Below are 23,859 nucleotides of genomic sequence, written 5' to 3'. Positions count from 1 at the left end.
GATCGGGCATTAAACTATCCACCGAAGACATGGATTTGTGCATTAGCACGAGTGGTAGGGGAGCATTCTGACGGGGTTGAAGCTGCATGGTGATGTGCAGTGGACCGGTTAGAAAAGCAAATGTAGGCATAAGTAACGATAAGGCAGGTGAGAAACCTGCCCGCCGATAGACCAAGGTTTCCTGGGCGACGCTAATCGTCCCAGGGTTAGCCGGGACCTAAGGGGATTGCCGAATGGCATACTCGATGGATATCAGGTCAAAATTCCTGAGCATCCTATATCATCGACGGAGTGACGGAGTGATGAAGTATCTGCGTACTGACGGATTAGTACGTTGAATTGCGTACCTATAGGTTGTGTAGTTAAATGCGCACGACTTGGGGAGACAAGACAGTACAGAGCGGCCACGGCCAATCTGATAACGATACGAAACGCTTCCAAGAAAACCTTCTAAGATTATGTTATAGGATCCCGTACCCCAAACCGACACAGGTGGTCAGGGTGAGTAACCCGAGGCGCTCGAGTGATTCATGGCTAAGGAACTAGGCAAATTAGCCCCGTAACTTCGGGAGAAGGGGCGCCTACTTACTTTGTAAGAGGCCGCAGCGAAGAAGTCCAGGCGACTGTTTAACAAAAACACATGGCTATGCGAACTCGAAAGATTCAGTATATAGCCTGACACCTGCCCGGTGCTGGAAGGTTAAGAGGGGGAGTTAGAAGTAATTCGAAGCTCTGAATTGAAGCCCCAGTAAACGGCGGCCGTAACTATAACGGTCCTAAGGTAGCGAAATTCCTTGTCGGGTAAGTTCCGACCTGCACGAATGGTGCAACGATCTGGACGCTGTCTCGGCCATGAGCTCGGTGAAATTGAAGTAGCGGTGAAGATGCCGCTTACCCGCAACGGGACGAAAAGACCCCATGAACCTTTACTGCAACTTAACGTTGGCCGTTGGCCAGGAGTGTGTAGGATAGGCGGGAGACTGTGAAGGAGCGTCGCCAGGCGTTTTGGAGTCATTGTTGAAATACCGCCCTCTCCTGTTCGACGGTCTAACGGGTTTTGAACCCGGACATTGTTTGGTGGGTAGTTTGACTGGGGTGGTCGCCTCCAAAAGAGTAACGGAGGCTTTCCAAGGTTCCCTCACGACGGTCGGCAATCGTCGGAAGAGCGCAATGGCATAAGGGAGCCTGACTGCGAGAGAGACATCTCGACCAGGCACGAAAGTGGGACATAGTGATCCGGTGGTACCGCATGGAAGGGCCATCGCTCAAAGGATAAAAGGTACTCTGGGGATAACAGGCTGATCTCCCCCAAGAGCTCATATCGACGGGGAGGTTTGGCACCTCGATGTCGGCTCGTCACGTCCTGGGGCTGGAGAAGGTCCCAAGGGTTGGGCTGTTCGCCCATTAAAGTGGCACGCGAGCTGGGTTCAGAACGTCGTGAGACAGTTCGGTCTCTATCTGTTGCGGGCGTTGGAAATTTGAGAGGCTCTGACTTTAGTACGAGAGGACCGAGTTGGACACACCTCTGGCGTACCGGTTGTTCCGCCAGGAGCATCGCCGGGTACCTATGTGTGGAGCGGATAAGCGCTGAAAGCATCTAAGCGCGAAACCCACCTCGAGATGAGATTTCCTTATGAGGGTTGTTATAGATGATGACGTTGATAGGCTTCAAGTGTAAGTTCAGAGATGGATTAAGCTGAGAAGTACTAATCGCCCGAAAGCTTTTCTTCGGTTGGTGTCCCCTGATGGGGGCACTGACAAAGTTTTTACTGTTCACAGTCAATGATATCAAGACATTGATGGTGCCAATGACGTAGGTGTTCACCTCTTCCCATTCCGAACAGAGCAGTTAAGCCCTACAGTGCTGATGGTACTGGGTTAACCCCCGGGAGAGTAAGTCGGCGCCACATTCATTAAATATAGAAGGTTAGTTAACACGAGATGTTGGCTAACCTTTTTTTTGTGTCTATATATCTGAGGATATTGTTGGGGGTCCGATGTAGATATATCTGTGTAAACCGATAGTCCCCGAGGGGCCAAGGCCGCCTCGCTGGAGACGGGGATGTAGATGGTAAATCCAATATCTCAGAAATTACAGATGCCCAAATAGTGTAGGCCAATAGCCCGTGTAACGAGGGGCCAAGGCCACCTCTACAAAGACGGAGAAATAACATATGTATCCACGAAAAACAGCTTCGAAATCTTGGATGATATTATTATGTCGATGATCTTACCTACTACCTACTACCTACTACCTACTACCTACTACCTACTACCTACTACCTAAAATCCCCAACCTAACATGCCCCAAATGATGCTCACAATGCCAAGCATAAATCCCTATATTCTCCCCTAAACTTATTTTCTGACCATGTTCAGGATGTACAAAAGCACGTTCTAAATCATCATCACTTAAGCTTTTTAAGAGCACCACCCATTTTTTATGTAGTGCTTTTAATAAGAGTAACGAACTTTCAACATCATTATCTAAGGAGTCTGATAATTCAGCCCATCGATTCTCAAAATAAGGACGTATAGTGGGTGTATCTTCTGTTAATGCCAATTTAAATCTGATAAAACTGTTCATATGACTATCCGCACAATGATGAATGACTTGTTTTACAGTCCATCCTCCAGGACGGTATCTAGCATTTAATTGATCTTTTGAGATATCTTTGATGAGTTCTTCGATAGCATTTGGAAACCTTTCAATAACGTGAATCCAGTTTGATATATTTTCTGATGTGATATCAAAAGAAGTAGGACATTCTCCAATGGGAAATTGAAGTTTGGTGTCTATAGTCATTTTTGTTTGTTGTTAATAAGTATAACTTTCTGATAAATCTAACGTTTTATTATTTATACAATAAACATATTTATCTGATATCGATGAAAATATTTTTCGATTTCAGATTTATTCTTTTTATGACGAACGCATACTCGAAAATGAACTAGTCAACTAAAACAAATTCTCTCTTTAAAAATGATCTTAAAACTAACCTCCTTATACCTAAAAGGTAAAGGTAGAAGCGTCTTTGATGCTCAGAGTGTACTCATTAAATTTTTCGTGGTCCTTATGGTGCTCTATTTTGGAGGAGCAGCGGTAAGTCTAAGTTTCTTCTTGGACAACATCATGTTGAAATATGATGAAACTCAAGTAGCTACTCTTACTTTAAGTAAGTTTCTTTATTACTACTTTGTTTTGGATCTGTTTCTTAGGTCAGTCATTCAAAATCAAAGTCCATTTGATGTAAAACCCTATTTGTATTTACCCATCAAAAGGTCGAGTTTACTTCATTTCCTTCAAGTGAAATCGCTTTTTAGTGCATTTAATGTACTACCTTATTTTCTGTTTTTGCCTTTCTTTTTTATTGCTGTAATCAATGATGTAGATGGCATACAAGCTTTAGTTTGGTTGATATCAATAACACTTCATGTGTTGATAAATAATTTTCTTGCCTATAACATTGGGAAAACTGTAGGCAAAGCATTCATACCTTGGTTAATTATCACTTTATCTATTTTAGGATTAGGTTATATTGATATCAAAGGGTATTTACCACTTTCAACTTACTTTGCAGAGTACTTTAATATGGTGGTGACATCCACTTGGATGGTCATTATTCCTATTTTACTTTTTATGGGAATTTATTTCATCACTCTAAATTTGTCCAAAACATTATTACTAACAGATCAAGAAATACATAAGGAGAAAGTTTCTTCTTTTGATTTGAGTTATTTGATTAAAGGCGATTCTATCATGAAGAGTTTTATGATCTATGAATCAAAATTGATTCTAAGAAACAAGAGACTGAAAAATTTGGTAGTTATGGTCTTTCTTTTCCTTTTCTACCCAATGATTGTTGTAAAAACTCAAGAACATCAAGCACAGGTAATGCTATTTTTCTTTTGTTGGTTTACTACCGGAGTAGTAGGAGCAATGTTTGGTCAATTTATGTACGCATGGGAAGGAAAATTTTTCAATTTTATTCGAACACAACCATTCACAGTAGAGGATTATATTAAAGCGAAGCATAACTTTTACTTAGGCATTACCACAATATCTATGATTTTGGGATGTAGTATTTTTGCTTTCCTTGATCTAAACTTTGCCCTAATGATCTTTGTAGGATACTTATTCAACATCGGAATAAATCTAAAGTTGATTTTCTTTATTGGTACATTTAATAAAAAGGCTATTGAACTAGATAAAGGAACTGCTTTTAATTATCAAGGTACTCAAGCATCACATTTTATTTCCAATTTACCATTAATGATTATTCCTCTTGTATTGTATGCCATAGGTTATTATGCTTTTGATCACTACACTGCATTAATCATTGTTTCTTCTGTGGGAATTTTAGGTTTAGTATTCCACAGTTTTATGATTAAACCACTAGTGAATCAATTTAACAAGAGAAAATATAGAATGTCAGAAGGCTTTAGTCAATAAATAATATCATGATACATACAGAAAAACTAATTAAAAAATACGGTGATAAAACAGCTTTGTCTGTAGAAACGCTGGATATCAAAAAGAACGAAATCGTTGGTCTTGTAGGAAATAATGGAGCGGGTAAAACTACTTTTCTAAGTTTACTACTTGATTTAATAAAAGCGACTGATGGAGAAATAAAAATTAAAGATTCAGCCGTTTCAAAATCAGAAGAATGGAAAAAATATACAGGTTCATTTTTAGATGATTCCTTCTTGGTGCCTTTTATGACCTCATTAGAATATCTTGAATTTGTCGCTAATTTACATCAATGGAAGAAAGGTGATTTGGATGAGTTCTTAACTCAGAACAAAGCTTTTTATGGTGATGATTTCCTGACAGGTAAAAAGATGATTAAGGATTTATCGAAGGGTAATAAAAACAAAACAGGAATTTTGGGAGCGTTAATCGGTAACCCAGAGTTATTGATATTGGACGAACCGTTTGCCAACTTAGATCCAACTTCTCAGCAGTGGTTACGATTAAAAATTCAGAAACTATCAGAAGAAGGTGTAACTGCCATTGTTTCAAGTCACGATTTGCAACATGTAACTGGTATCAGTTCTAGAATAGTGATGTTAGAAGATGGTCAAGTGGCTAAAGATGTTGAAAATACAGAATCAACATTGGAAGAGTTGGAAAGTTATTTTGGAGCAAAAATTACTGAAGAATCAATTTAACCATATAAATGTTGATAACTTTTTGAAAACATCACCATGAATCGAGGTGAAAATAAAAAGTTATTCACATTCGTGGTCTGTATTTAGATTTTACAGAAATAAGTAGAAGAAACTACTCATTTATCGACATCAAATTGTTTGTAAACGGTGGAGTTGTTGATAAGTGATGGTGGATATTAAAATAGTAATGGGTAATCAAGATGTTGTTCACATTTTTGATTATCCATTTTTCATATTATGCAATAAGTTGAATGTTTTGTTGATTTCTCCTTTTTCAATCACAATGGAAAATTCGTGTTTAGTAGAAATAAATTCAACGACATTGATTTTATTCCATGCTAAAGTTTTCAAAATAAAATAGAATACACCAGGAGCATCTTTATCATAAGACATTGGCATACGCATCGTCACGGCAGCAAGGTCTTGAATTTCTGTTAGCTTTTCTTCTTCATCAAATAGCTCTTTTACTTTTGGAGCAAAAGACTTTGAAGTAATGATGTTCGTTTCGTGCATACCTTTCGAAGATGCATGAAACAAATCGCCAGTAACATTTTGGACTAATTCCAATAATTGCTTCTGACAACCAATTAAGGTAGGAGAGTTCTTGTAAGCAAAATCGACCAAATCGGATCTCACCAAAATATCACCCATGTGTCGGATATATTCTTTGGCTTGATCTTCCATTCCAGAAGCTTCCACTTTGTGAGCCATTCTTTTTAAGGCCATCACAATAGCACCTTCCTGAACCTCTTTTTGCATGAGTTCATTGATTTCAGGATTTAATTTTCTAGCCAAGGCACTGTAATTCACAATACCCTCTGCAATTCCTTCCTGAAGAAATGGAGATTTATTAATAATGTCTGAAATGGTTTCTGCTAATGTCATAGTTGTAATTGTATAAGCCCCAAAATTAAGAGGATATTTGCAGCAATGAAAGTTGTGTTAACGTTCTATCAGTAATCTTTTCCCAATGATGGTAATCGTAGAATGCTTTTGGCGTCTTTTTTTTATCTGAAATAGGAGTTTCAATAATTTTTTGAGCAAATGCTTTACTATCCTCATCTTCGATGATGGTAATTTTATCTTCAAGAGTTTTTATATTGATACCAAAACTTCCACTTCGGTAAGATATTGCAGTAGCACCTAATGACAAAGATTCCATTAATTTAATCTTTACTCCACCACCAATCCAAATTGGATTCAACATTACATCTGTTCCTTTGATGTATAAGTCGAGATCATCTACAAATCCTAACCAAGTGATATCATCGGATTGTTGGATATAATTTAGCTCTTTGTTTTGAATATTTTTGCCTGCCAAAAACAGGTGTACTTTTTTATTTGTCTTTCTTACTTCCGGTAGTACCTGATACAACAAATTTTCTAACCCTTTTTGATTGGGGGCATAGTCCATAGGACCAAAATAGAATAAACTCAAAGTATCATCAGATAGTTGGTGGGATTGATAAACCTTTCGTCTACTTTCTGCAATATCCATAGGAAATTGATTCACCGATGTTCCATAAGGCATATTCAGGCATTTATCTTCCATCAACCTTATATTCTTGATAGCAAATTGACGGTCTTCTTCAGAGATGAATAATACTTTATCGGCTGTTTTATAAGCAAATGATTCGAGCATTTTCATTAGTGGCCACCATACTTTACCCATGCTTTTAAAGCGGGTATATTCTATGTTGTGAGAGAAAATTAGAAAAGGGATACCTAGAATTCGACAAATTGGGAGGATTAATAAGCTCATAAAGGGCTGATTAAGTAAAATTTGCTTTGTTTTTAGCCTTTTTGCCGATTTATATATTTTCCATCCTACGAAAGGATTTATATATTTTGTAATTTTGTCGCCGAAAACTTTTTCAATCTTGAATGGGATTTTAATATCAGGATTGTTTGTAGTGGAGATGCAAGTTAAAGGTGTCTTTTTAGACAGTTGCTCGCAAACATGGTAGTTGGCTTTATGACCTCCATTTATAGGAGGTAAAAAACGATAAGGCTCTATTACAATAAACATATCGTGAAGTAATAAAACAATTAATATCTTTGCAAGACGTAGAAAACGTTTGAAGTATTTTGGGAGATAATTTCTCAAAAAAGATTACGCTTTAAAACTTAATAAGAATACAATTATGAAATTGGCAATTGGTGGTGACCACGCAGGTTACGAATACAAGAAAGCAATCATCGAACACTTAGAGTCGAATGGTCATGAAGTAAAAGATTTCGGTCCTTTCTCAACAGATTCTTGTGATTACCCTGATTATGTTCACCCATTAGCTGAGGCTGTAGAAAATGGTGAGGTAGAATTCGGTATCACTATTTGTGGAAGTGGTATTGGTGTATCAATGGTAGCGAACAAGCACCAAGGTGTTCGTGCAGGCCTTTGCTGGGAGCCAGTATTGGCACAATTAACTCGTCAGCACAATAATGCGAATGTATTGGCTATGCCTGCTCGTTTTATTTCATTAGTTAGAGCTATCGAGATTGTAGATACATTTATTTCTACAGAATTTGAAGGGGGACGTCACAATAATAGAGTGAACAAGATTCCTTTATCATAAACTATCAAATAACTTAAAAAATGATTCAAAGAATCCAATCGATCTTTTTATTCTTGATCGTAGTCGGCATGTTTGCTGTTAACTTTACACCAATTTGGAGTGCAGGTGAAGCAGTATTAACTTCAAGAGAATTTACTTACAGTGGAGGGGTTATCAATACAATGGCTATTGCTGTTGTAGCAACAATATCTGCATTGGTCGCTTTATATTCATTATTATCTTTTAAAGATAGAATGAAGCAGGTGAAATTGAACCTTGTAAATACATTATTAATCTTCATTACTTTAGGTTTAATGATGTACTACGGTTATTATCAAGGAGCAGAATTAGCAGGAGCGAACGGAGAACCTGCAGTAGGTTTCTTCCTGCCAGTTTTCTCTATTGTTCTTAACCGCTTGGCGATTAAATTCATTCAAAGAGACGAAAAGAAAGTAAAAGATTCTATCAGCGGTCGTCTTAGAGACTAATTGATAGTATCAGATACTTATTGAGAAGGTAAAGTAGCTTAGGTTACTTTACCTTTTTTATGATCAAAATTGTTATAAATAAAAAAGAGGTAGACACTGTATGTGCTACCTCTTTTGCTTTCTTGATTCAAGAAATATTATATCTCGAAAGATCTCACTGTTTCGTCGATCTTTAAAGTTCCATCGTTGTATTCAGAGATGAATTTTGCAATTACTTCATCTGTGATTTCTTCAACGTGTAAACAGATATCGATAGGAGTGCCGTTACCTTCTTCGTCATCAGGACGTTCTTCTACGAATTCACCTACATCGTAAGTATCGTCTTTAGATAAAGTAGCGATAGCTTCGTCGACAGCATCCATGTGTGGGCCATCCATTACGTCGAAGTCAGCATCAGCAAACTTTGGATTTTCGTTGATGACATGTTGAACCGCTTCTTCGTGAAGTTTCATTACGTATTCCATTTCTAAAGTATAGATAAAGGCATCCATTACTTTTTCTTCACCATCTCTTGTGCTGATGAATTGGAATTGTGCTTGGCTGTCATCATTCTCCTCAGGAGAAGAATAAACGAAAGATTTACCTGCAGCTTTGATCGCTGACTTTACGTTGTTTAATAATTTTGAGCTCATGTATTATGAATATCAATATTTTAAGTGACGCAAAGGTAAGATAATAATTGGTTTAAAGGTACTCTTGTATAGCATCAGTTGAAATTGTTGACCATTGTTTAATATTCTGTTTAAACTGAGTGAAGCTTTCGTACACTTTTTTAGCAAAAGGATCTGATGAGATGAGGTCGGACATCACTGAGTCTGCGTTTTGTTTTAAAGTCTCCATTACTTCTTTTGGGAAAGGCAATATTTCATTGTTTCCTTCGGACTTTATTTTCTCTAAGTATTCTGTATTGAACTTTTCAAATTCAGACATCATACTACCGTTATATTTTAAAGAAACGATTCTGATCATTTCCTGTAAATCTTCTGGAAGACTATCGTATGCTTTTTTATTACAAACCAATTCTAGAGTAGCCGATGGTTCGTGCCAACCTGGATAATAATAGTACTTGGCAATTTTATGAAATCCCATTAAGTAATCATGATACGGACCAATCCATTCTGTCGCATCTAAAACACCTCTTTCTAAATTGGTGTAAATTTCACCACCTGCTACCGTTACAGCAGTACCTCCAGCTCTAGAAAATACTTTTCCTCCGAGACCGGGAATTCTCATTTTTATTCCTTGAAGGTCTTCTGCTATTTCGAGTTTTTTATTAAACCAACCTCCCATTTGTACTCCGGTATTTCCGCAAGGGAAAGGTTCTAGTCCAATCTTATTATATAGTTCCTTCCAAAGTTCGTTTCCACCGCCATATAATAACCATGCATTTTGTTGCCTCGTCGTCATACCAAATGGAGTAGCAGTAAAAAATACGGAAGCAGGAATTTTACCCGCCCAATAATAAGCAGCACCATGCATCATTTGTGCGGCACCTAGTTGTACAGCATCAAAAGATTCTAAAGCGGGGACCAATTCTCCTCCTCCGAATACCTTTATATTAAGACGCCCATCGGATAACTCTCTAAGTTCCTCGGCAAGATTGTTTACCCCTTCACCAAGAATAGGGAAGTTAGGAGGCCATACTGTTACACATTTCCAGTTAAATACCTTCTCTTTCTTTTTACTTTTGACAATTTCTGAATTGCTTTCTTTGCTACAAGCTGATAAAGCAGTCGCAGATGCTAGGGCACTTCCACTTACTTTAGTAAGCTGTTTGATAAAATGTCTTCTATTTTTTTTGTTGTTAGTATTCATAGTCAAAAAATGAAAGGTTGAGAATGTGTTACTTATCAAAAAGTAGCAATGTTAGGAGTAAAAATATGACTAACTCATAATGAATGATATACAAAAAAAGGCATTTTGATGAAAACTCCTTATATAAATAAACAAATTGTTAATAAAGTTCTCCTATCTCACTGTTTTTAAGTGATGTATAAATAAAAATTTGGGAAGTAAAATAATATGATTACCTTTGCAAGCCGTTTGAAAGCTGTACTGTATCGTTACGGCTCTAAGAAAGGCATCAAATTGAAGGACCAGACGGGGAGTTCAATGCGAGTTTTTCTTTACAGAGTTAGGTATAGATGAGTTGAATTTCAGGCGTTTAATTAATTAATTTTTAAAGTAAAGAACAATGCCAGGACTTATTGCAAAAAAAGTCGGTATGACTAGTATTTATGATGAAAACGGCAAGAACATCGCTTGTACGTTGATTCAAACTGGTCCTAACGTTGTGACTCAAGTTAAGACGGTAGAATCTGATGGCTATACAGCTATTCAGGTGGGCTTCGACGAGAAGAAGGAGAAGCGTACGTCCGCTGCTATGAAAGGTCACTTCTCAAAAGCTGGTACCACACCAAAACGTAAAGTGGTAGAATTCCGTAACCCAGTTATGGAAAGAGCTCTAGGAGATGTATTGAAAATGGACGAAATCTTCGCTGAAGGTGAATTCGTAGACATCGTAGGTACTTCTAAAGGTAAAGGTTTCCAAGGTGTAGTTAAGAGACACAACTTCGGTGGTGTAGGTCAAGCTACTCACGGTCAGCATAACCGTTTAAGAGCTCCAGGTGCGATTGGTGCATGTGCAACTCCATCACGTGTATTCAAAGGTCTTCGTATGGCTGGACGTACTGGTGGTAAGCGTGTTAAAGTGATGAACTTACGCGTTATGAAAATGTATCCAGAGGATGGTTTAATCCTTGTTTCTGGTGCAATTCCAGGTGCTAAAAATTCTTACGTAATCCTTGAAAAGTAATCAGTAGATGGAAATCGCAGTATTGAACTCAAAAGGCGTTGAGACTGGTAAAGTTGATTTACCAGAAGCAGTATTTGGTATCGAGCCAAATGATCATGCTATCTATCTTGACGTAAAAGCGTATTTGGCGGCACAACGTCAAGGTACGCATAAAGCTAAAGAGCGTGCGGAGATCGTAGGATCTACTCGTAAGCTTAAAAAACAAAAAGGTACAGGTACAGCTCGTTCGGGCTCTATCAAATCACCTGTTTTCAGAGGTGGTGGACGTATCTTTGGACCACGTCCGAGAAACTACCGTCAAACGCTTAACAGAAAACTTAAGCAATTGGCTCGTCGTTCGGCGTTGGCTTACAAAGCAAAAGAGAGCAATGTAACAGTTTTGGAAACTCTTTCTTTCGAGGCTCCACAAACTAAAGCTTACAAAGAAGTATTATCAAACTTGCAATTCTCAGACGTGAAGACTCTTCTAGTTTTGGGTGAGCAAAACGATAATGTTTACAAGTCAGCTAGAAACTTGCCAAAAGCAAACGTAGTAGTTGTTGATTCATTGAACACTTACGAAGTATTGCACGCGGACAAGTTGATCATCGCTCAAGATGCAGTTGAAAAATTTTCTAACCTTTAAGCCTTAATATAATGCAAGTATTAGTAAAACCTATCTTGACAGAAAAGGCTGCACTTGCTCACGAAGGTGGTGTTTACACTTTCGTTGTGGCTAAAGGAGCTAACAAGGTACAGATCAAACAAGCTGTAGAAGCTAAGTATGGTGTTAATGTAGAGGCAGTAAGAACTGCTATCCTACCAGGTAAATCAAAAACTCGTTACACAAAAGCGGCTGTTATTAACGGTCACACATCTTCTTTCAAAAAGGCGATGGTAAAAGTAGCTGAGGGTGAGATTATCGACATCTACGAAGGTCTATAGGATCTGAAATCTAAAAATTGAAAATATACCTCCGGAGTAGCAATACTCCGGGTAGTAGTATATAAGTTTAACCAATTTGCTGTGTATGGGAGTCAGGAAAACCTATCTGAAACCCGTAAGAGCAAATACGAAAGTTTGAAAAATGGCTGTTAAAAAGTTAAAGCCCACAACTCCGGGACAGCGATTCAGAATCGCTCCTACTTTCGAGGAAATCACGAAAAGTACACCAGAGAAATCTCTGACTGTTGGTAAGCACCGTTCAGGTGGTCGTAACAACTCAGGTAAAATGACTGTTCGTAATAGAGGTGGTGGACACAAGCGTCGTCTTCGTGTTATCGACTTCAAACGTAACAAGCATGGTATCCCTGGTATCGTGAAATCTATCGAGTACGATCCAAACCGTACTGCTCGTATTGCCTTAATCTACTATGTAGATGGTGCTAAAGCGTATATCATCGCTCCAGAAGGACTACAAGTTGGACAGACTATCTTGTCTGGACCAGGAGTAGCTCCAGAAGTAGGTAATACACTTCCATTGTCTGAGATCCCTGTAGGTTCTATCATTCACAACGTTGAGTTGAAACCAGGTAAAGGTGCTGCTATGGTACGTTCTGCTGGTGCTTACGCTCAATTGTTAGGTCGTACTGGTAGATACGCTACAATTAAATTACCTTCAGGCGAGACAAGATTAGTACTTATCGAGTGCTTTGCTTCTATCGGTACTGTATCAAACGGCGATCACATGAACGTTCGTTTAGGTAAAGCAGGTAGAAAGCGTTGGTTAGGTCGTAGACCACGTGTTCGTGGTGTTGCAATGAACCCAGTGGATCACCCAATGGGTGGTGGTGAAGGTAAATCTTCAGGAGGACACCCTCGCTCACGTACTGGTGTTTACGCTAAAGGTCAAAAAACGCGTAACACTAAAAAGTACTCTAGTAAACTAATCGTTTCAAGAAGGAAAAAGTAATTTAAGCTATGGCAAGATCGCTAAAGAAAGGACCTTATATTGATTTTCGTTTAGTAAAGAAAATCGACGCAGCTAATGAGTCTGGCAAAAAGTCTGTTATCAAGACTTGGTCACGTAGATCTATGATCTCTCCAGACTTCATCGGTCACACATTTGCTGTACACAATGGTAACAAATTCATCCCTGTTTATGTAACTGAAAACATGGTAGGTCACAAACTAGGTGAATTCGCTCCAACACGTACTTACAAGGGTCACATCAATAAAAAAGATAAAGGCAGAAAATAATGGAAGCAGTAGCAAAACTTAACAATTGCCCTATCGCTCCACGCAAGATGATGCTTGTTGCGGATGCAGTAAGAGGTGCTCAAGTTATCGATGCACTGAACACTCTCCGTTTTGCTCAGAAAGCTGGTGCTCCTCTAGTAGAAAAGTTAATTCTTTCTGCTGTGGCAAACTGGGAAGCAAAAAACCCTGACGAGTCTGTAGAAGATGCAGATTTATACGTGAAAACTATCTTCGTAACTGGTGGACGTCAATTAAAGCGTTTCCGTCCAGCTCCACAAGGTAGAGCACACAGAATCCGCAAGCGTTCTAACCACGTTACAGTTGTGGTTGACGCTCGTAATACAAGCCTTATCGACGTAGTCGCTGAGGATACAGAATCAAACGAGTCAGATAACTAAAATTAGGTTTTTCCCATGGGACAAAAAATTAATCCAATTGGTCTTCGTTTAGGCTATATCAGAGGATGGGAGTCTAGCTGGTATGGTGGAAAAGATTTCTCTGACAAGTTAGTAGAGGATGACAAGATCAGAAAGTATATCGCAGTTCGTCTTCCGAACCCACGTGCAGGTATTTCAAGAGTAGTTATTGAGCGTACTATCAAGCGCGTTACTTTAACTATCCACACTGCTCGTCCAGGTGTAGTAATCGGTAAAGCGGGTACTGAGGTAGATAAAATTAAAGAAGAGTTGAAGCGTTTAACTGGTAAAGATGTTCAAATCAACATCTCTGAAGTTAAACGTCCTGAGACTGATGCGAAATTGATCGGTGAGTCAATCGCTCAACAACTGAAAAGCCGTGTATCTTACCGTCGTGCGATGAAGCAAGCAATTGCTAACGCTGTTCGTCACGGTGCGCAAGGTATCAAAGTGAAGCTTTCAGGTCGTTTGGGTGGTGCTGAAATGGCTCGTACTGAACTTTACAAAGAGGGTCGTATTCCTTTGCACACACTTCGTGCAGACATCGACTACGCTTTGTCTGAAGCTCTTACTGTATATGGTATCATTGGTATCAAAGTTTGGGTATTCAAAGGTGAAGTATTAGGTAAGCGTGACCTTTCTCCATCTGCTGAAACTGGACGTCGTGACAACCGTAGAGGTGGTAACGATAGAAAGCGTGGCGGAAACGATCGTCGTAGAGGCGGCCGTGGTGGCAGAAAAGGTGGTGGTAACAGAGGCGGTGGCAAACAGTCATAGTCTCGTTAGTTAACCTAACTGAACACAGGTGGACCCTAGCAGTTTTTTAATTGCTAGGGTCTTTTTTTGTGTCTTACGTTGGCTTTTTAAAAGAGTATTTATAACTTTCAAAATCTTATTATATAATTCATCATGTAATAAGGATGTAGTAAACTGACAATACATCGTCTTTCTATTATCATTAATCACTCAAACAGAAGAATATTATCAATTTTTTGAAATACTTAGTCTAAAAGCAAATTTTATTTTGATGATATTTTTATTGAGTGAATAAAATTTTGATTTAAGTAAAATCAACATAATAAGTGATAATTTTTAACATAACTTTTCATCGAAATTTGTAGCTCACTCTTTGATGTAGTTTATTGCGGCTTCATTTGATATTTAAACGAGGATATATCAAGTGATTGGTTTACTCATTGTAATTATTACGAACAGATTATACTATTTAATTTATGGCGGGGGTATCTGAAAGTAGCCGTGGAGGCTTCTCTAATAAAATAGGATTCGTTTTAGCCGCAGCAGGTTCAGCTGTTGGTCTTGGAAATATATGGAAATTCCCTTTCGAAGTAGCCGACGGAGGTGGAGGTGCATTTGTTGCAATGTATTTGGCATTTTGTTTCTTATTATGTTTTCCTGTGATGATGGCAGAGATTGCTATCGGACGTAAAACAAATAAAAACGCAGTAGGTGCATTTGAATCAAATGGACATAAGAATTGGTCTGCTGTTGGTAAAATGGGAGTACTTTCTGGTGCTTTGATTTTATCGTTTTACAATGTAGTAGCCGGTTGGGCATTTGGCTTTGCTTTGGAAATGATTGCTGGTAACTTCGCAATAGGATCCAACTTTGGTCAGTTTATTTCTGATTGGCACATTAACCTTGCCTTCTCATCTGTATTTATGTTCTTGACAATTTACATTGTGATGAAAGGTGTATCCGGAGGAATTGAAAAAGCTTCTAAAATATTAATGCCTTCTCTATTGTTCTTGATTTTAGCTCTTATGGGATATGCTTTAACTCAAGACGGAGCCATGGAAGGTGTTGCGTTCTACTTAGTGCCTGATTTTAGTGAAATCACTTTTGATGTAGCATTCTCTGCTATGGGACAAGCGTTCTTCTCATTATCATTAGGTATGGGTGCTTTGATTACTTACGGTTCATACGTTGGTAAAAAAGATAATATCGCACATTCTACTGCAATGATTTTACTAACAGATGTTGGTATCGCCTTTATTGCAGGTCTTATGATGTTCGCATTTATCTATTCTCAAGGTTTACAAGGAACAAGCGGTGGTGCAGGTTTAATCTTTACAGTTTTACCTAGTGCTTTCGAATCATTAGGACCAGTCTTAGGTAGAGTAATTGGAGCAGCATTCTTTATTTTATTATCATTTGCAGCTTTAACATCTACAGTATCTTTATTAGAAGTACCGGTAGCTTATGTTGTAGATGAGCATGAAGTAAGAAGATCAAGAGCAGTGTGGATTGTTGGTGGTTTGATATTCTTATTGGGTATTCCATCAATGTTAGGAAATGGTACAGTAGATTTCTTCAATAATTTCATTACCTATAGTTCAGGTAAAACTGTCAACTTTATGACGTTTATTGAGAACCTAGCTTCTGATACATTCTTACCTTTAGGAGGTTTCTTTATTGCTCTTTATACCGCTTGGGTGTGGAGAGGTGATAATTTCAAAAAAGAATTAGAACAAGGAAATCCAGGCTTTGGTGATACAATTTTAGGTAAGTACTCAATATTTGCTTTAAAGTTTTTAGTTCCAATTATTCTAGGAGCGATTACTATGGTAACTATTTCTGATAAATTCTTAGGACTTGACCTATTAGAAATAACTAGAAATCTAATTAATGATCTTATGAAATTAATTAATGCTTAATTTTTATAATTTTATTGATTCAACAATATTTGAGGTAATCACTTTAAAAGGGTGATTACCTTATTTTTTTATAACTATTTTATATTTCACATTTTGTACTGATGAAAAAAATATTTCAGAACGCTATAACGATATTATCACTTATAATTCTTACGAATTGTTCGAGTGATGATGAACCTTCAACACCAACTAATGGCAACTTCCCCGATAGCCCAGTTCAGGTAGAAGGATTTTCAAGAATTAATGTACAACATGATGTAGTGTTTTACATTACTCAAGGAACATCAACCACAATTTATGCTGAGAATCCATCCATAAGTGGAGAGTTTTCCATTGAAAACTCAACATTGAATATCCGTAATAATGCTACAGGAACGATTGTACATGTGACAACTCCAGTTTTAGAAGAAGTAATAGGTGTGGATCGAATAGAAGTGCATTTGGATACGCTAAGATCTTTAGAGAATCAAGATCTAACAATTACTTTAAATCATGATGCAAAAATTACAGCACATCGCATTGTAACAAATGACTTTAATGTGATTGCTTCCGAACGCTTTGAAATAGGAGTGGATACATTAATGGCAATCAATGCTGATGTTGCAACAGGACACGATGCTCAAGTAAGATTGGAAGGTATTCAAGATGCATCTAATGCTGATAATGTAATAGAAAGTTTATACCTCCATAAATTTCAAGGCAACGACCGTTTAGCTTTTAATCAAGGTACTTTAAAGACTGGACCTGTTATTTCAAAGGTGACGAATATTGTTTCTGGTCACGATACTAAAGCTTATGCTTATGTTACCGAAGAATTAAAAGGAAACACAGGAGATCGTTCTATAATCACTTACAAAGGATCTGGAAACGCTACGATTACAGTAGGTGATGGAGGATCAGTTCACCCTGTGAATTAGAATAATCACAAAAAATAAATCAAAAAGGAGATCATTTATTAAAAAAATGATCTCCTTTTTTTATGATTTTCATTCATTTCGAAAAAATTAATGTTTAAGTCGTCATGTTTTTATAATTTTACGGCTGAATTTTTGAAAAGATCATTGAAAATGGCAAAACAAGACAAAGAAAATATGTTCCAAAAAGTCGTTTCCCATGCTAAGGAATATGGCTTTGTTTTCCCTTCGTCGGAAATTTATGGAGGACTTCAAGCGGTATACGATTATGGATCAAATGGTGTTGAGTTAAGAAACAACATCAAGAAATATTGGTGGGCTTCTATGGTGCAAATGCACGAAAATATTGTAGGCCTTGATGCATCAATTTTTATGGATCCTAAAGTATGGAAAGCTTCAGGTCACGTTGATGCTTTTAATGATCCTTTGGTTGATAATAAAGACTCAAAGAAAAGATATAGAGCAGACGTACTTATCGAAGATTTGATGGCCAAATACCAAGGCAAAATCGAAAAGGAAGTAACTAAAGCTCAAAAAAGATTTGGTGATGATTTCGATAAGGAGCAATTCTTAGCGACGAATCCAAATGTTTTAAGAAACCAGAAGAAAATCGACGAAATCGAAGCGAAATTTAAAACCGCTTTAGAGGCAGACGATATGGAAGGATTAAAAGCGATTATTGAAGAAAACAATATCGTTTGTCCTATCTCTGGTACTTGTAACTGGACAGACGTTCGTCAGTTCAACTTGATGTTCTCAACTGAGTTGGGAGCCGTTGCTGGTGATTCTAACAAGGTATATTTACGTCCTGAAACAGCACAAGGTATCTTTGTAAACTTCTTGAATGTGATGAACACTTCAAGACAGCGTCCTCCTTTCGGTATTGCTCAAATTGGTAAAGCATTCCGTAATGAGATCGTCGCTCGTCAGTTTATCTTCCGTATGCGTGAGTTTGAACAAATGGAGATGCAATTCTTCATTCAGCCAGGTACGGAAATGAAGTGGTACGAATACTGGAAAGAGCAACGTATGAAGTTCCATACAGCTGTTGGTAACGCTGATAATTATGTGTTCCACGATCACTTGAAAACAGCTCACTACGCTAACGCAGCAGTGGATATTGAATTCAAGTTCCCATTCGGTCAAAAAGAATTAGAAGGTATTCACTCGAGAACTGACTTCGATTTGTCGGCTCACCAAGAGTTGTCTTCTAAGAAATTGCAATACTTCGATCACGAGTTGGGTAAAAACGTTGTTCCTTACGTAGTAGAAACTTCTGTTGGTTTGGACCGTATGTTCTTATCGATCCTAACAGGTGCTTACACTGAAGAAGAAGTGGAGGGTAAATCTAGAACTTATTTGAAATTCCATCCAGGTCTTGCTCCAATTAAAGCAGCAGTATTCCCATTAACGAAGAAAGATGGTCTTCCTGAAAAGGCAAGAGAAGTGATGAACGAAATCAAGTTCGATCACAATGTTTCTTACGAGGAAAAAGATGCGATTGGTAAGCGTTACACGCGTCAGGACTTAATTGGTACTCCTTACTGTATTACTGTAGATCACCAAACTTTGGAAGACAATACAGTAACTGTTCGTGAGCGTGATACAACAGAGCAATTCAGATTACCAATTGCTGAATTGAAAGCATATTTAGATAAGCATTGTTCGTTAACTAGCTTGTTAAAGCAATTAGTATAAAGCTAATTTCCATTAAAAAGTAAGCACATCTTGTGAAATTACTTTTGATGAAACTTAGGTTAACTAGACAATTTGTATATTTAAGGCTCAAGTCAGAGAATGACTTGAGCTTTTTTTTACTCTTATTTTTGCTTGATGAAGACAAACAATATTCACTCTTTATATATATCACTTATTATTAGCCTTTTTTTATTCACCTCATGTCAATGGTCAAGTCAATATACTTACCAGCAAAGAAGTGAAAAGAAAAAAAGAGAGTTACAGGCTAAACATGGCGGAAGTTCTTCTTCTTCTAATAATAATAACAGTTCTGTATCATCGAATACAAACAAAGAGAATAAGCCAAAATCTAAAAAAGGGATAGAGCATAAAATACCTCCAGGGAAAAAGTTAACTCCTCAAGAGTATATCGATTATTATAAGGAATATGCTATTGAGTCTATGCACCATAAAAAGGTGCCTGCGAGTATCACCTTGGCCCAAGGTTTATTGGAGTCTGGTGCAGGTAATAGTAGTTTGGCTAGAGCAACAAATAATCACTTCGGAATTAAGTGTGGCGGTAATTGGTCTGGTAATACGTATAAATACGATGACGATAGACCTAATGAATGTTTTAGGGTATATAATTCTGTATTGGACTCCTACGAAGACCATGGTAATTTCCTTAGGACTAGATCATGGTATGCACCATTGTTTAAGTTGAAGATAACAGATTATAAAGGTTGGGCTAAAGGATTAAAAAAGGCAGGTTATGCCACCGATCCTAAATACCCATCGAAGTTGATTAACATAATAGAGAAGTATCGACTTTACGAATACGATAAAAGATAGCTGAAAAGCACATGGTCTAAATAGAAATTAAACCATGTGCTTTTTTTGTTTCAGGTAGTTTTTTAATTTAAACTAGAGTTTGATACTCTCTCATAATAAACGATTCTCACTTGCTTAACATTCTCTCATGAAAACAAATTTTCAATCGCTATTTGATTGGTTTGGTCTTAACTATAGATCAATTGAAAGTATCATTTACCTTATTCCAACACTTATTTTATTTCTTTTTGCTGATGTGATCTATCAAAAAATCTTTCCTTCCCCTGCGGTCATAGTTTTTGAGGCACCATCAAATGATTTAAAGGAGAGCAAAGAGATATCTTTCTTTGATCCTAATGTTTTTACTGTAGAAGAATGGAAAGATGTTGGTTTAGAATCTCATGTAGCTAAATCAATAGTAAAATATAGATTAAAAGGGGGAAAGTTTAATTCGGTTGAGGATCTTAAGAAAATTTATTTATTAACTGATGATGTATATGATCAAATAAGCCCTTATGTGAAGATTGATCCACCTAAATTAGAAAAGAGAAAGTGGGTGAAAAAAGAGAAGTATACTAGATATTCAAAAGAGAAGAAGACTACTATAGCATTTAACCCAAAACGATTTGATCCAAATAAAGTGACAAAACAAGAATTGCTTGAAATGGGTTTTTCCAATCAAATATCAAATAGTATGGTGGCTTATAGAACAAGCGGAGGTTCTTTTAAGAGTAAAGATGATGTTTTGAAGTTATATGGTGTGGATTCAGTTCAATTTTTGGAGTGGAAAAAGTATATCAATTTGCCAGAACAAGAACAATTGTTGGTAAAAGAAGTACCTAAAGTTATATCAAAGTTTAATTTAAATAAGGCAACACATAACGAATTAACCCAATTGAAAGGGATAGGTGATTATTCTGCTAATCAGATAATAAAGTACAGAAATCGATTGGGAGGAAGTTTTTATTCCCTTCATCAATTAGAAGAGGTATTTGGAATAGATTCTTTAAAAGTGAAAATTTTAAACGAATTTTGCTATATTAAATCTGAAGATATCAAGAAGATTAATATCAATACTTCTACTTATGAACAGTTGGCTACTCATCCTTACTTAAACTATAAACAAGCTCGTTGGATAGTAAAGTATAGAAAACAGCATGGTGATTACGCTGATTTGAGTGATGTATTAAGAATTAAGACTTTACAAAAACAGGATCTATTATTGATGATTCCTTATCTACAATATAATTGATAGTATTCATGCAAAGGAGTATTCCTATATTTTTTATTACCTGCTTATTTTTTTCTTTTGGTGTAATTGGACAAAGCAGAAAGATTGATCCTATTGCCTTATTAACGAATACAAGATTATTGTCTTCAGATTATTATCAAGGTAGAAAAACAGGAACTGTAGGTGGAGAAAGAGCCAAAGAATTTGTTACTGATAAGTTTAGCGAAATTGGATTGTTGAACCTTCATCCTGATGGTTTTAAGCAAGATTTCAGTTTTTACAATCGACTATATAATTTAAAAGCGAATGGAAGTAATATTATTGGCTATTTAGAGGGGGAACTGTGGCAAGATCCAAAAGAAGGGTGTATAATAGTTGGTGCTCATTATGATCATTTGGGGATTTTTGGAGGGAATACCTATTATGGAGCAGATGATAATGCTTCAGGTGTTGCTGCATTAATCGAAATTGCAAAATCATTTAAAGAAACTCCTCCTCAAATACCAATAGTATTTATTTCTTTTGATGCTGAAGAAATGGCTTGTGAGGGATCAAAATATTTTGTGGAATCTTCTTTACTTCCCCATGAAAGTATTTTTTTATTTATCAATTTAGATATGATTTCTATTTCTGATAAATCAGAGTTGGGGGTTTCAGGTACTCATTATCACCATGAATATAAGAAAATGATAAATGAGGCGGCTTCAGGTAAGCATTTGAAAATGAAATATGGTCATGATAATGCTAGAGATACAGAAAACTATTGGGTAGAATCTTCAGACCATAGAGAGTTTCATAAATACCAAATACCGTTTATTTATTTCGGTGTTGAAGAGCACGAGCATTATCATCGAACTACCGATACTTTTGAAAATATTGATATTGGATTTTTTGTTGAATCAGCACAATCGATTCTGGAGTTTGTCGATTTAATTGACAATAAAAAAAGCTTTCAACGTTACCATCAAAAGCTTCTTAAATAATTCTGCTGTAAGGGAAGGATTCGAACCTTCACGGAGCACTTAGCGGCCAAGCAAATCGTGTGTGCATCTCACGTTTCAGTGGTCAACCCATTACTTAGTGTTTATCGCGTGATCCCCACCCCCGAGACAGGAGGGCATGTCTGCCAGTTTCATCACCTTACAGTGTATTTCAAATTCAAACTTTATCGATTATAAAGTTTAGCTGTAAGGGAAGGATTCGAACCTTCACGGAGTACTTAGCTTTTAAGCAAATCGTGTATGCATCGCACGTTTAGTGGTCAACCCATTACTTAAAGTTTATTGTGAACCTCCACCCCCGAGACAGGAGGGCATGTCTGCCAATTTCATCACCTTACAGTGTATTTCAAATTCAAACTTTATCGATTATAAAGTTTAGCTGTAAGGGAAGGATTCGAACCTTCACGGAGTACTTAGCTTTTAAGCAAATCGTGTATGCATCGCACGTTTAGTGGTCAACCCATTACTTAAAGTTTATTGCGAACCTCCACCCCCGAGACAGGAGGGCATGTCTGCCAGTTTCATCACCTTACAGTGTATTTCAAATTCAAACTTTATCGATTATAAAGTTTAGCTGTAAGGGAAGGATTCGAACCTTCACGGAGTACTTAGCTTTTAAGCAAATCGTGTATGCATCGCACGTTTAGTGGTCAACCCATTACTTAAAGTTTATCGCGAACCTCCACCCCCGAGACAGGAGGGCATGTCTGCCAGTTTCATCACCTTACAGTATTATATCAACTTAACGGGGTTTGATATCTTTATACCTTTTTCCCTTATTGTTGATACAAAGTAAGGTAATCTTGATTTATAATGCAAATATTTCAATAAAATAACTAAATATTTACAGATATATCAATTTTAAACTTTATTTGTTGTGTAATTTGTAATTTAAGGAGGGTAAAATGAAGTTTGATTACAGATTTAATAAAAAAGTTCCCTGTAAATTAAAAAATCACCCTTTTTGTAAGGGTGATTATCGGTATTTTTGCAACAAATAATGGTTATTGTTGATGATTTTGTATCAATGTTAGGAGTATTTTGTCAATTATGACTGTATAATAAAGATACATGGCTTTTTATGGATGTCGACTTTTGCCTTTTTCCATTGTTTGATCGTCATTGTTTTGATGTACTCATCCTCTGCATTTATATTGGCAGCAATACAAAGTTTAGTGTCTCCATTTAAGTTTTGACAAAGATCTTCAAGCATGGCAGTGTTTCTAAATGGAGTTTCCATAAAAATTTGTGCTTGATATAACTTAGAAGAATCTTTTTCTAGATTTTTTAGTGCCTTTTGTTTCTCTGCTTTTTTAATAGGAAGGTAACCGTGAAAAGCAAACTTTTGTCCGCTTAACCCTGATGCCATAAGTGCTAAAAGTATCGAAGACGGACCCACTAGAGGTTTTACCTGTATATTATTTTTATGTGCATATTGAACTGCCAAGGCACCCGGATCGGCAATACCTGGACACCCAGCCTCTGAAACAACGCCAACGTTTTCTCCCTTTGGTATATTTTTAAATAGCTCTTGAACTTTTTCTGGCTTTGTTTTTTTATCTAAAATCTGAAAATTAAGATCTTGGACAACAATACCTTCGATTTTCCAACCACCAATAAATCGTCTTGCAGTTCTTAAATCCTCTACAAGGTAGTATTTTGTAGTACGAACAGCTTCTTTTGTTTCAATTGGAAGGCTGTCATAACTATCAGCAGCAAGTAAACTTGGAATTAAAAATAATTTCACTTTTTTAAAAATTTATGTGGTTGAAATGAAAAATGGAACACTTTTGATGCAAAATAAGTATAATTCATTTTTAATTAATATAGAACGTGTGAATTGATAGTAAACAATTCCTTATTTTTGCACGCTAATACTTAAACCTGTAAAATTCTTCTTTTT

The 23,859-nt window shown here is 36.9% G+C and carries 23 protein-coding genes and 2 rRNA genes (1 of these 25 running past the window's edge); 19 read left to right on the top strand and 6 right to left on the bottom strand.

The annotated features are described in order from the left end of the window. Both KMW28_RS18090 and rrf read left to right on the top strand, forming a co-directional pair. A 23S ribosomal RNA gene (locus KMW28_RS18090) occupies positions 1–1,730 on the top strand (it extends 1,149 nt beyond the left edge of the window). A 68-nt stretch (positions 1,731–1,798) separates the two neighbouring features. Continuing rightward, a 5S ribosomal RNA gene (gene rrf, locus KMW28_RS18085) occupies positions 1,799–1,910 on the top strand. Between the two features lie 362 nt (positions 1,911–2,272). On the opposite strand, the gene KMW28_RS18080 is transcribed toward rrf, so the two are convergent. Then, positions 2,273–2,806, bottom strand: a complete 534-nt coding sequence (locus tag KMW28_RS18080; protein ID WP_169663005.1) for a YfiT family bacillithiol transferase — start codon at positions 2,804–2,806, stop codon at positions 2,273–2,275. 177 nt (positions 2,807–2,983) lie between these two features. Here KMW28_RS18080 and KMW28_RS18075 point away from each other — a divergent pair, with 177 nt between their 5' ends. Both KMW28_RS18075 and KMW28_RS18070 read left to right on the top strand, forming a co-directional pair. Further along, on the top strand, positions 2,984–4,453 hold the full coding sequence (locus KMW28_RS18075) for a DUF5687 family protein (protein ID WP_169663004.1): 1,470 nt from the start codon (positions 2,984–2,986) through the stop codon (positions 4,451–4,453). Positions 4,454–4,461: 8 nt separating this feature from the next. Then, positions 4,462–5,175, top strand: coding sequence for an ABC transporter ATP-binding protein (locus tag KMW28_RS18070; RefSeq protein ID WP_169663003.1), 714 nt, complete (start codon positions 4,462–4,464; stop codon positions 5,173–5,175). A gap of 219 nt (positions 5,176–5,394) precedes the next feature. Here KMW28_RS18070 and KMW28_RS18065 read toward each other — a convergent pair whose 3' ends face one another. Both KMW28_RS18065 and KMW28_RS18060 read right to left on the bottom strand, forming a co-directional pair. After that, positions 5,395–6,060, bottom strand: coding sequence for an aspartate kinase (locus KMW28_RS18065; protein WP_169663002.1), 666 nt, complete (start codon positions 6,058–6,060; stop codon positions 5,395–5,397). A 25-nt stretch (positions 6,061–6,085) separates the two neighbouring features. After that, a complete protein-coding gene (locus KMW28_RS18060) occupies positions 6,086–7,204 on the bottom strand; it encodes a glycosyltransferase family 4 protein (RefSeq protein WP_183363918.1) in 1,119 nt (372 codons plus the stop codon). Between the two features lie 115 nt (positions 7,205–7,319). On the opposite strand from KMW28_RS18060, the gene rpiB reads away from it, so the two are divergent. Both rpiB and KMW28_RS18050 read left to right on the top strand, forming a co-directional pair. Then, positions 7,320–7,751, top strand: coding sequence for a ribose 5-phosphate isomerase B (gene rpiB, locus KMW28_RS18055; RefSeq protein WP_183363919.1), 432 nt, complete (start codon positions 7,320–7,322; stop codon positions 7,749–7,751). Positions 7,752–7,771: 20 nt separating this feature from the next. Beyond that, entirely contained in the window at positions 7,772–8,218 is a 447-nt protein-coding gene (locus KMW28_RS18050) for a DUF4293 domain-containing protein (protein WP_169663000.1), read from the top strand. A gap of 137 nt (positions 8,219–8,355) precedes the next feature. Here KMW28_RS18050 and KMW28_RS18045 read toward each other — a convergent pair whose 3' ends face one another. Together KMW28_RS18045 and KMW28_RS18040 are read right to left on the bottom strand one after the other, a co-directional pair. Next, entirely contained in the window at positions 8,356–8,850 is a 495-nt protein-coding gene (locus tag KMW28_RS18045; RefSeq protein ID WP_066212181.1) for a hypothetical protein, read from the bottom strand. A 52-nt stretch (positions 8,851–8,902) separates the two neighbouring features. Beyond that, positions 8,903–10,033, bottom strand: coding sequence for a TRAP transporter substrate-binding protein (locus KMW28_RS18040; RefSeq protein ID WP_169662999.1), 1,131 nt, complete (start codon positions 10,031–10,033; stop codon positions 8,903–8,905). Positions 10,034–10,412: 379 nt separating this feature from the next. On the opposite strand from KMW28_RS18040, the gene rplC reads away from it, so the two are divergent. The 13 genes from rplC to KMW28_RS17975 all read left to right on the top strand — a co-directional run bounded on the left by rplC (position 10,413) and on the right by KMW28_RS17975 (position 21,938). Continuing rightward, positions 10,413–11,033 carry a 50S ribosomal protein L3 gene (rplC, locus tag KMW28_RS18035; RefSeq protein ID WP_066212185.1) on the top strand — a complete coding sequence of 207 codons (621 nt, stop codon included), beginning with the start codon at positions 10,413–10,415 and terminating at the stop codon, positions 11,031–11,033. Positions 11,034–11,040: 7 nt separating this feature from the next. Next, positions 11,041–11,658 (top strand): 50S ribosomal protein L4, encoded by a 618-nt coding sequence (gene rplD / locus KMW28_RS18030; protein ID WP_066212187.1) that lies wholly within the window; start codon positions 11,041–11,043, stop codon positions 11,656–11,658. Positions 11,659–11,669: 11 nt separating this feature from the next. Continuing rightward, positions 11,670–11,957 (top strand): 50S ribosomal protein L23, encoded by a 288-nt coding sequence (gene rplW, locus KMW28_RS18025; protein ID WP_044229482.1) that lies wholly within the window; start codon positions 11,670–11,672, stop codon positions 11,955–11,957. A 142-nt stretch (positions 11,958–12,099) separates the two neighbouring features. Beyond that, positions 12,100–12,924: a 50S ribosomal protein L2 gene (rplB, locus tag KMW28_RS18020; protein ID WP_169662998.1), complete on the top strand. Its 825-nt coding sequence runs from the start codon at positions 12,100–12,102 to the stop codon at positions 12,922–12,924. A gap of 8 nt (positions 12,925–12,932) precedes the next feature. Then, positions 12,933–13,211 carry a 30S ribosomal protein S19 gene (rpsS, locus tag KMW28_RS18015; RefSeq protein WP_066212191.1) on the top strand — a complete coding sequence of 93 codons (279 nt, stop codon included), beginning with the start codon at positions 12,933–12,935 and terminating at the stop codon, positions 13,209–13,211. Continuing rightward, complete coding sequence (rplV, locus tag KMW28_RS18010) at positions 13,211–13,609, top strand: 50S ribosomal protein L22 (RefSeq protein WP_066212193.1); 399 nt, start codon at positions 13,211–13,213, stop codon at positions 13,607–13,609. The genes rpsS and rplV overlap by 1 nt, the downstream gene beginning before the upstream one ends. Before the next feature lie 15 nt (positions 13,610–13,624). Further along, a complete protein-coding gene (rpsC, locus tag KMW28_RS18005; RefSeq protein WP_066212195.1) occupies positions 13,625–14,404 on the top strand; it encodes a 30S ribosomal protein S3 in 780 nt (259 codons plus the stop codon). A 455-nt stretch (positions 14,405–14,859) separates the two neighbouring features. Then, on the top strand, positions 14,860–16,302 hold the full coding sequence (locus KMW28_RS18000) for a sodium-dependent transporter (protein ID WP_169662997.1): 1,443 nt from the start codon (positions 14,860–14,862) through the stop codon (positions 16,300–16,302). Between the two features lie 101 nt (positions 16,303–16,403). After that, complete coding sequence (locus KMW28_RS17995) at positions 16,404–17,219, top strand: DUF2807 domain-containing protein (protein ID WP_169662996.1); 816 nt, start codon at positions 16,404–16,406, stop codon at positions 17,217–17,219. 150 nt (positions 17,220–17,369) lie between these two features. Further along, entirely contained in the window at positions 17,370–18,914 is a 1,545-nt protein-coding gene (locus KMW28_RS17990; protein WP_169662995.1) for a glycine--tRNA ligase, read from the top strand. Positions 18,915–19,049: 135 nt separating this feature from the next. After that, the gene (locus tag KMW28_RS17985) at positions 19,050–19,745 is read left to right on the top strand and encodes a glycoside hydrolase family 73 protein (RefSeq protein ID WP_169662994.1); all 696 of its coding nucleotides are present in this window, start codon (positions 19,050–19,052) and stop codon (positions 19,743–19,745) included. A 127-nt stretch (positions 19,746–19,872) separates the two neighbouring features. Further along, entirely contained in the window at positions 19,873–20,976 is a 1,104-nt protein-coding gene (locus KMW28_RS17980) for a helix-hairpin-helix domain-containing protein (RefSeq protein WP_169662993.1), read from the top strand. Positions 20,977–20,984: 8 nt separating this feature from the next. Further along, a complete protein-coding gene (locus KMW28_RS17975; protein ID WP_169662992.1) occupies positions 20,985–21,938 on the top strand; it encodes a M20/M25/M40 family metallo-hydrolase in 954 nt (317 codons plus the stop codon). A gap of 1,066 nt (positions 21,939–23,004) precedes the next feature. Here KMW28_RS17975 and KMW28_RS17970 read toward each other — a convergent pair. Then, on the bottom strand, positions 23,005–23,703 hold the full coding sequence (locus KMW28_RS17970; RefSeq protein WP_066212206.1) for an SAM-dependent methyltransferase: 699 nt from the start codon (positions 23,701–23,703) through the stop codon (positions 23,005–23,007). Positions 23,704–23,859: the final 156 nt, after the last annotated feature.

Source organism: Flammeovirga yaeyamensis, from assembly GCF_018736045.1.
Lineage (GTDB): Bacteria > Bacteroidota > Bacteroidia > Cytophagales > Flammeovirgaceae > Flammeovirga > Flammeovirga yaeyamensis.
This window is presented reverse-complemented; position numbering and strand designations above follow the sequence as displayed.

Excerpts from the sequence above, each read along its gene's own strand:
- KMW28_RS18080 (WP_169663005.1), bottom strand. The coding sequence starts at position 2,806 with ATGACTATAGACACCAAACTTCAATTTCCCATTGGAGAATGTCCTACT.
- KMW28_RS18075 (WP_169663004.1), top strand. The coding sequence starts at position 2,984 with ATGATCTTAAAACTAACCTCCTTATACCTAAAAGGTAAAGGTAGAAGC.
- KMW28_RS18070 (WP_169663003.1), top strand. The coding sequence starts at position 4,462 with ATGATACATACAGAAAAACTAATTAAAAAATACGGTGATAAAACAGCT.
- KMW28_RS18065 (WP_169663002.1), bottom strand. The coding sequence starts at position 6,060 with ATGACATTAGCAGAAACCATTTCAGACATTATTAATAAATCTCCATTT.
- KMW28_RS18060 (WP_183363918.1), bottom strand. The coding sequence starts at position 7,204 with ATGTTTATTGTAATAGAGCCTTATCGTTTTTTACCTCCTATAAATGGA.
- rpiB (WP_183363919.1), top strand. The coding sequence starts at position 7,320 with ATGAAATTGGCAATTGGTGGTGACCACGCAGGTTACGAATACAAGAAA.
- KMW28_RS18050 (WP_169663000.1), top strand. The coding sequence starts at position 7,772 with ATGATTCAAAGAATCCAATCGATCTTTTTATTCTTGATCGTAGTCGGC.
- KMW28_RS18045 (WP_066212181.1), bottom strand. The coding sequence starts at position 8,850 with ATGAGCTCAAAATTATTAAACAACGTAAAGTCAGCGATCAAAGCTGCA.
- KMW28_RS18040 (WP_169662999.1), bottom strand. The coding sequence starts at position 10,033 with ATGAATACTAACAACAAAAAAAATAGAAGACATTTTATCAAACAGCTT.
- rplC (WP_066212185.1), top strand. The coding sequence starts at position 10,413 with ATGCCAGGACTTATTGCAAAAAAAGTCGGTATGACTAGTATTTATGAT.
- rplD (WP_066212187.1), top strand. The coding sequence starts at position 11,041 with ATGGAAATCGCAGTATTGAACTCAAAAGGCGTTGAGACTGGTAAAGTT.
- rplW (WP_044229482.1), top strand. The coding sequence starts at position 11,670 with ATGCAAGTATTAGTAAAACCTATCTTGACAGAAAAGGCTGCACTTGCT.
- rplB (WP_169662998.1), top strand. The coding sequence starts at position 12,100 with ATGGCTGTTAAAAAGTTAAAGCCCACAACTCCGGGACAGCGATTCAGA.
- rpsS (WP_066212191.1), top strand. The coding sequence starts at position 12,933 with ATGGCAAGATCGCTAAAGAAAGGACCTTATATTGATTTTCGTTTAGTA.
- rplV (WP_066212193.1), top strand. The coding sequence starts at position 13,211 with ATGGAAGCAGTAGCAAAACTTAACAATTGCCCTATCGCTCCACGCAAG.
- rpsC (WP_066212195.1), top strand. The coding sequence starts at position 13,625 with ATGGGACAAAAAATTAATCCAATTGGTCTTCGTTTAGGCTATATCAGA.
- KMW28_RS18000 (WP_169662997.1), top strand. The coding sequence starts at position 14,860 with ATGGCGGGGGTATCTGAAAGTAGCCGTGGAGGCTTCTCTAATAAAATA.
- KMW28_RS17995 (WP_169662996.1), top strand. The coding sequence starts at position 16,404 with ATGAAAAAAATATTTCAGAACGCTATAACGATATTATCACTTATAATT.
- KMW28_RS17990 (WP_169662995.1), top strand. The coding sequence starts at position 17,370 with ATGGCAAAACAAGACAAAGAAAATATGTTCCAAAAAGTCGTTTCCCAT.
- KMW28_RS17985 (WP_169662994.1), top strand. The coding sequence starts at position 19,050 with ATGAAGACAAACAATATTCACTCTTTATATATATCACTTATTATTAGC.
- KMW28_RS17980 (WP_169662993.1), top strand. The coding sequence starts at position 19,873 with ATGAAAACAAATTTTCAATCGCTATTTGATTGGTTTGGTCTTAACTAT.
- KMW28_RS17975 (WP_169662992.1), top strand. The coding sequence starts at position 20,985 with ATGCAAAGGAGTATTCCTATATTTTTTATTACCTGCTTATTTTTTTCT.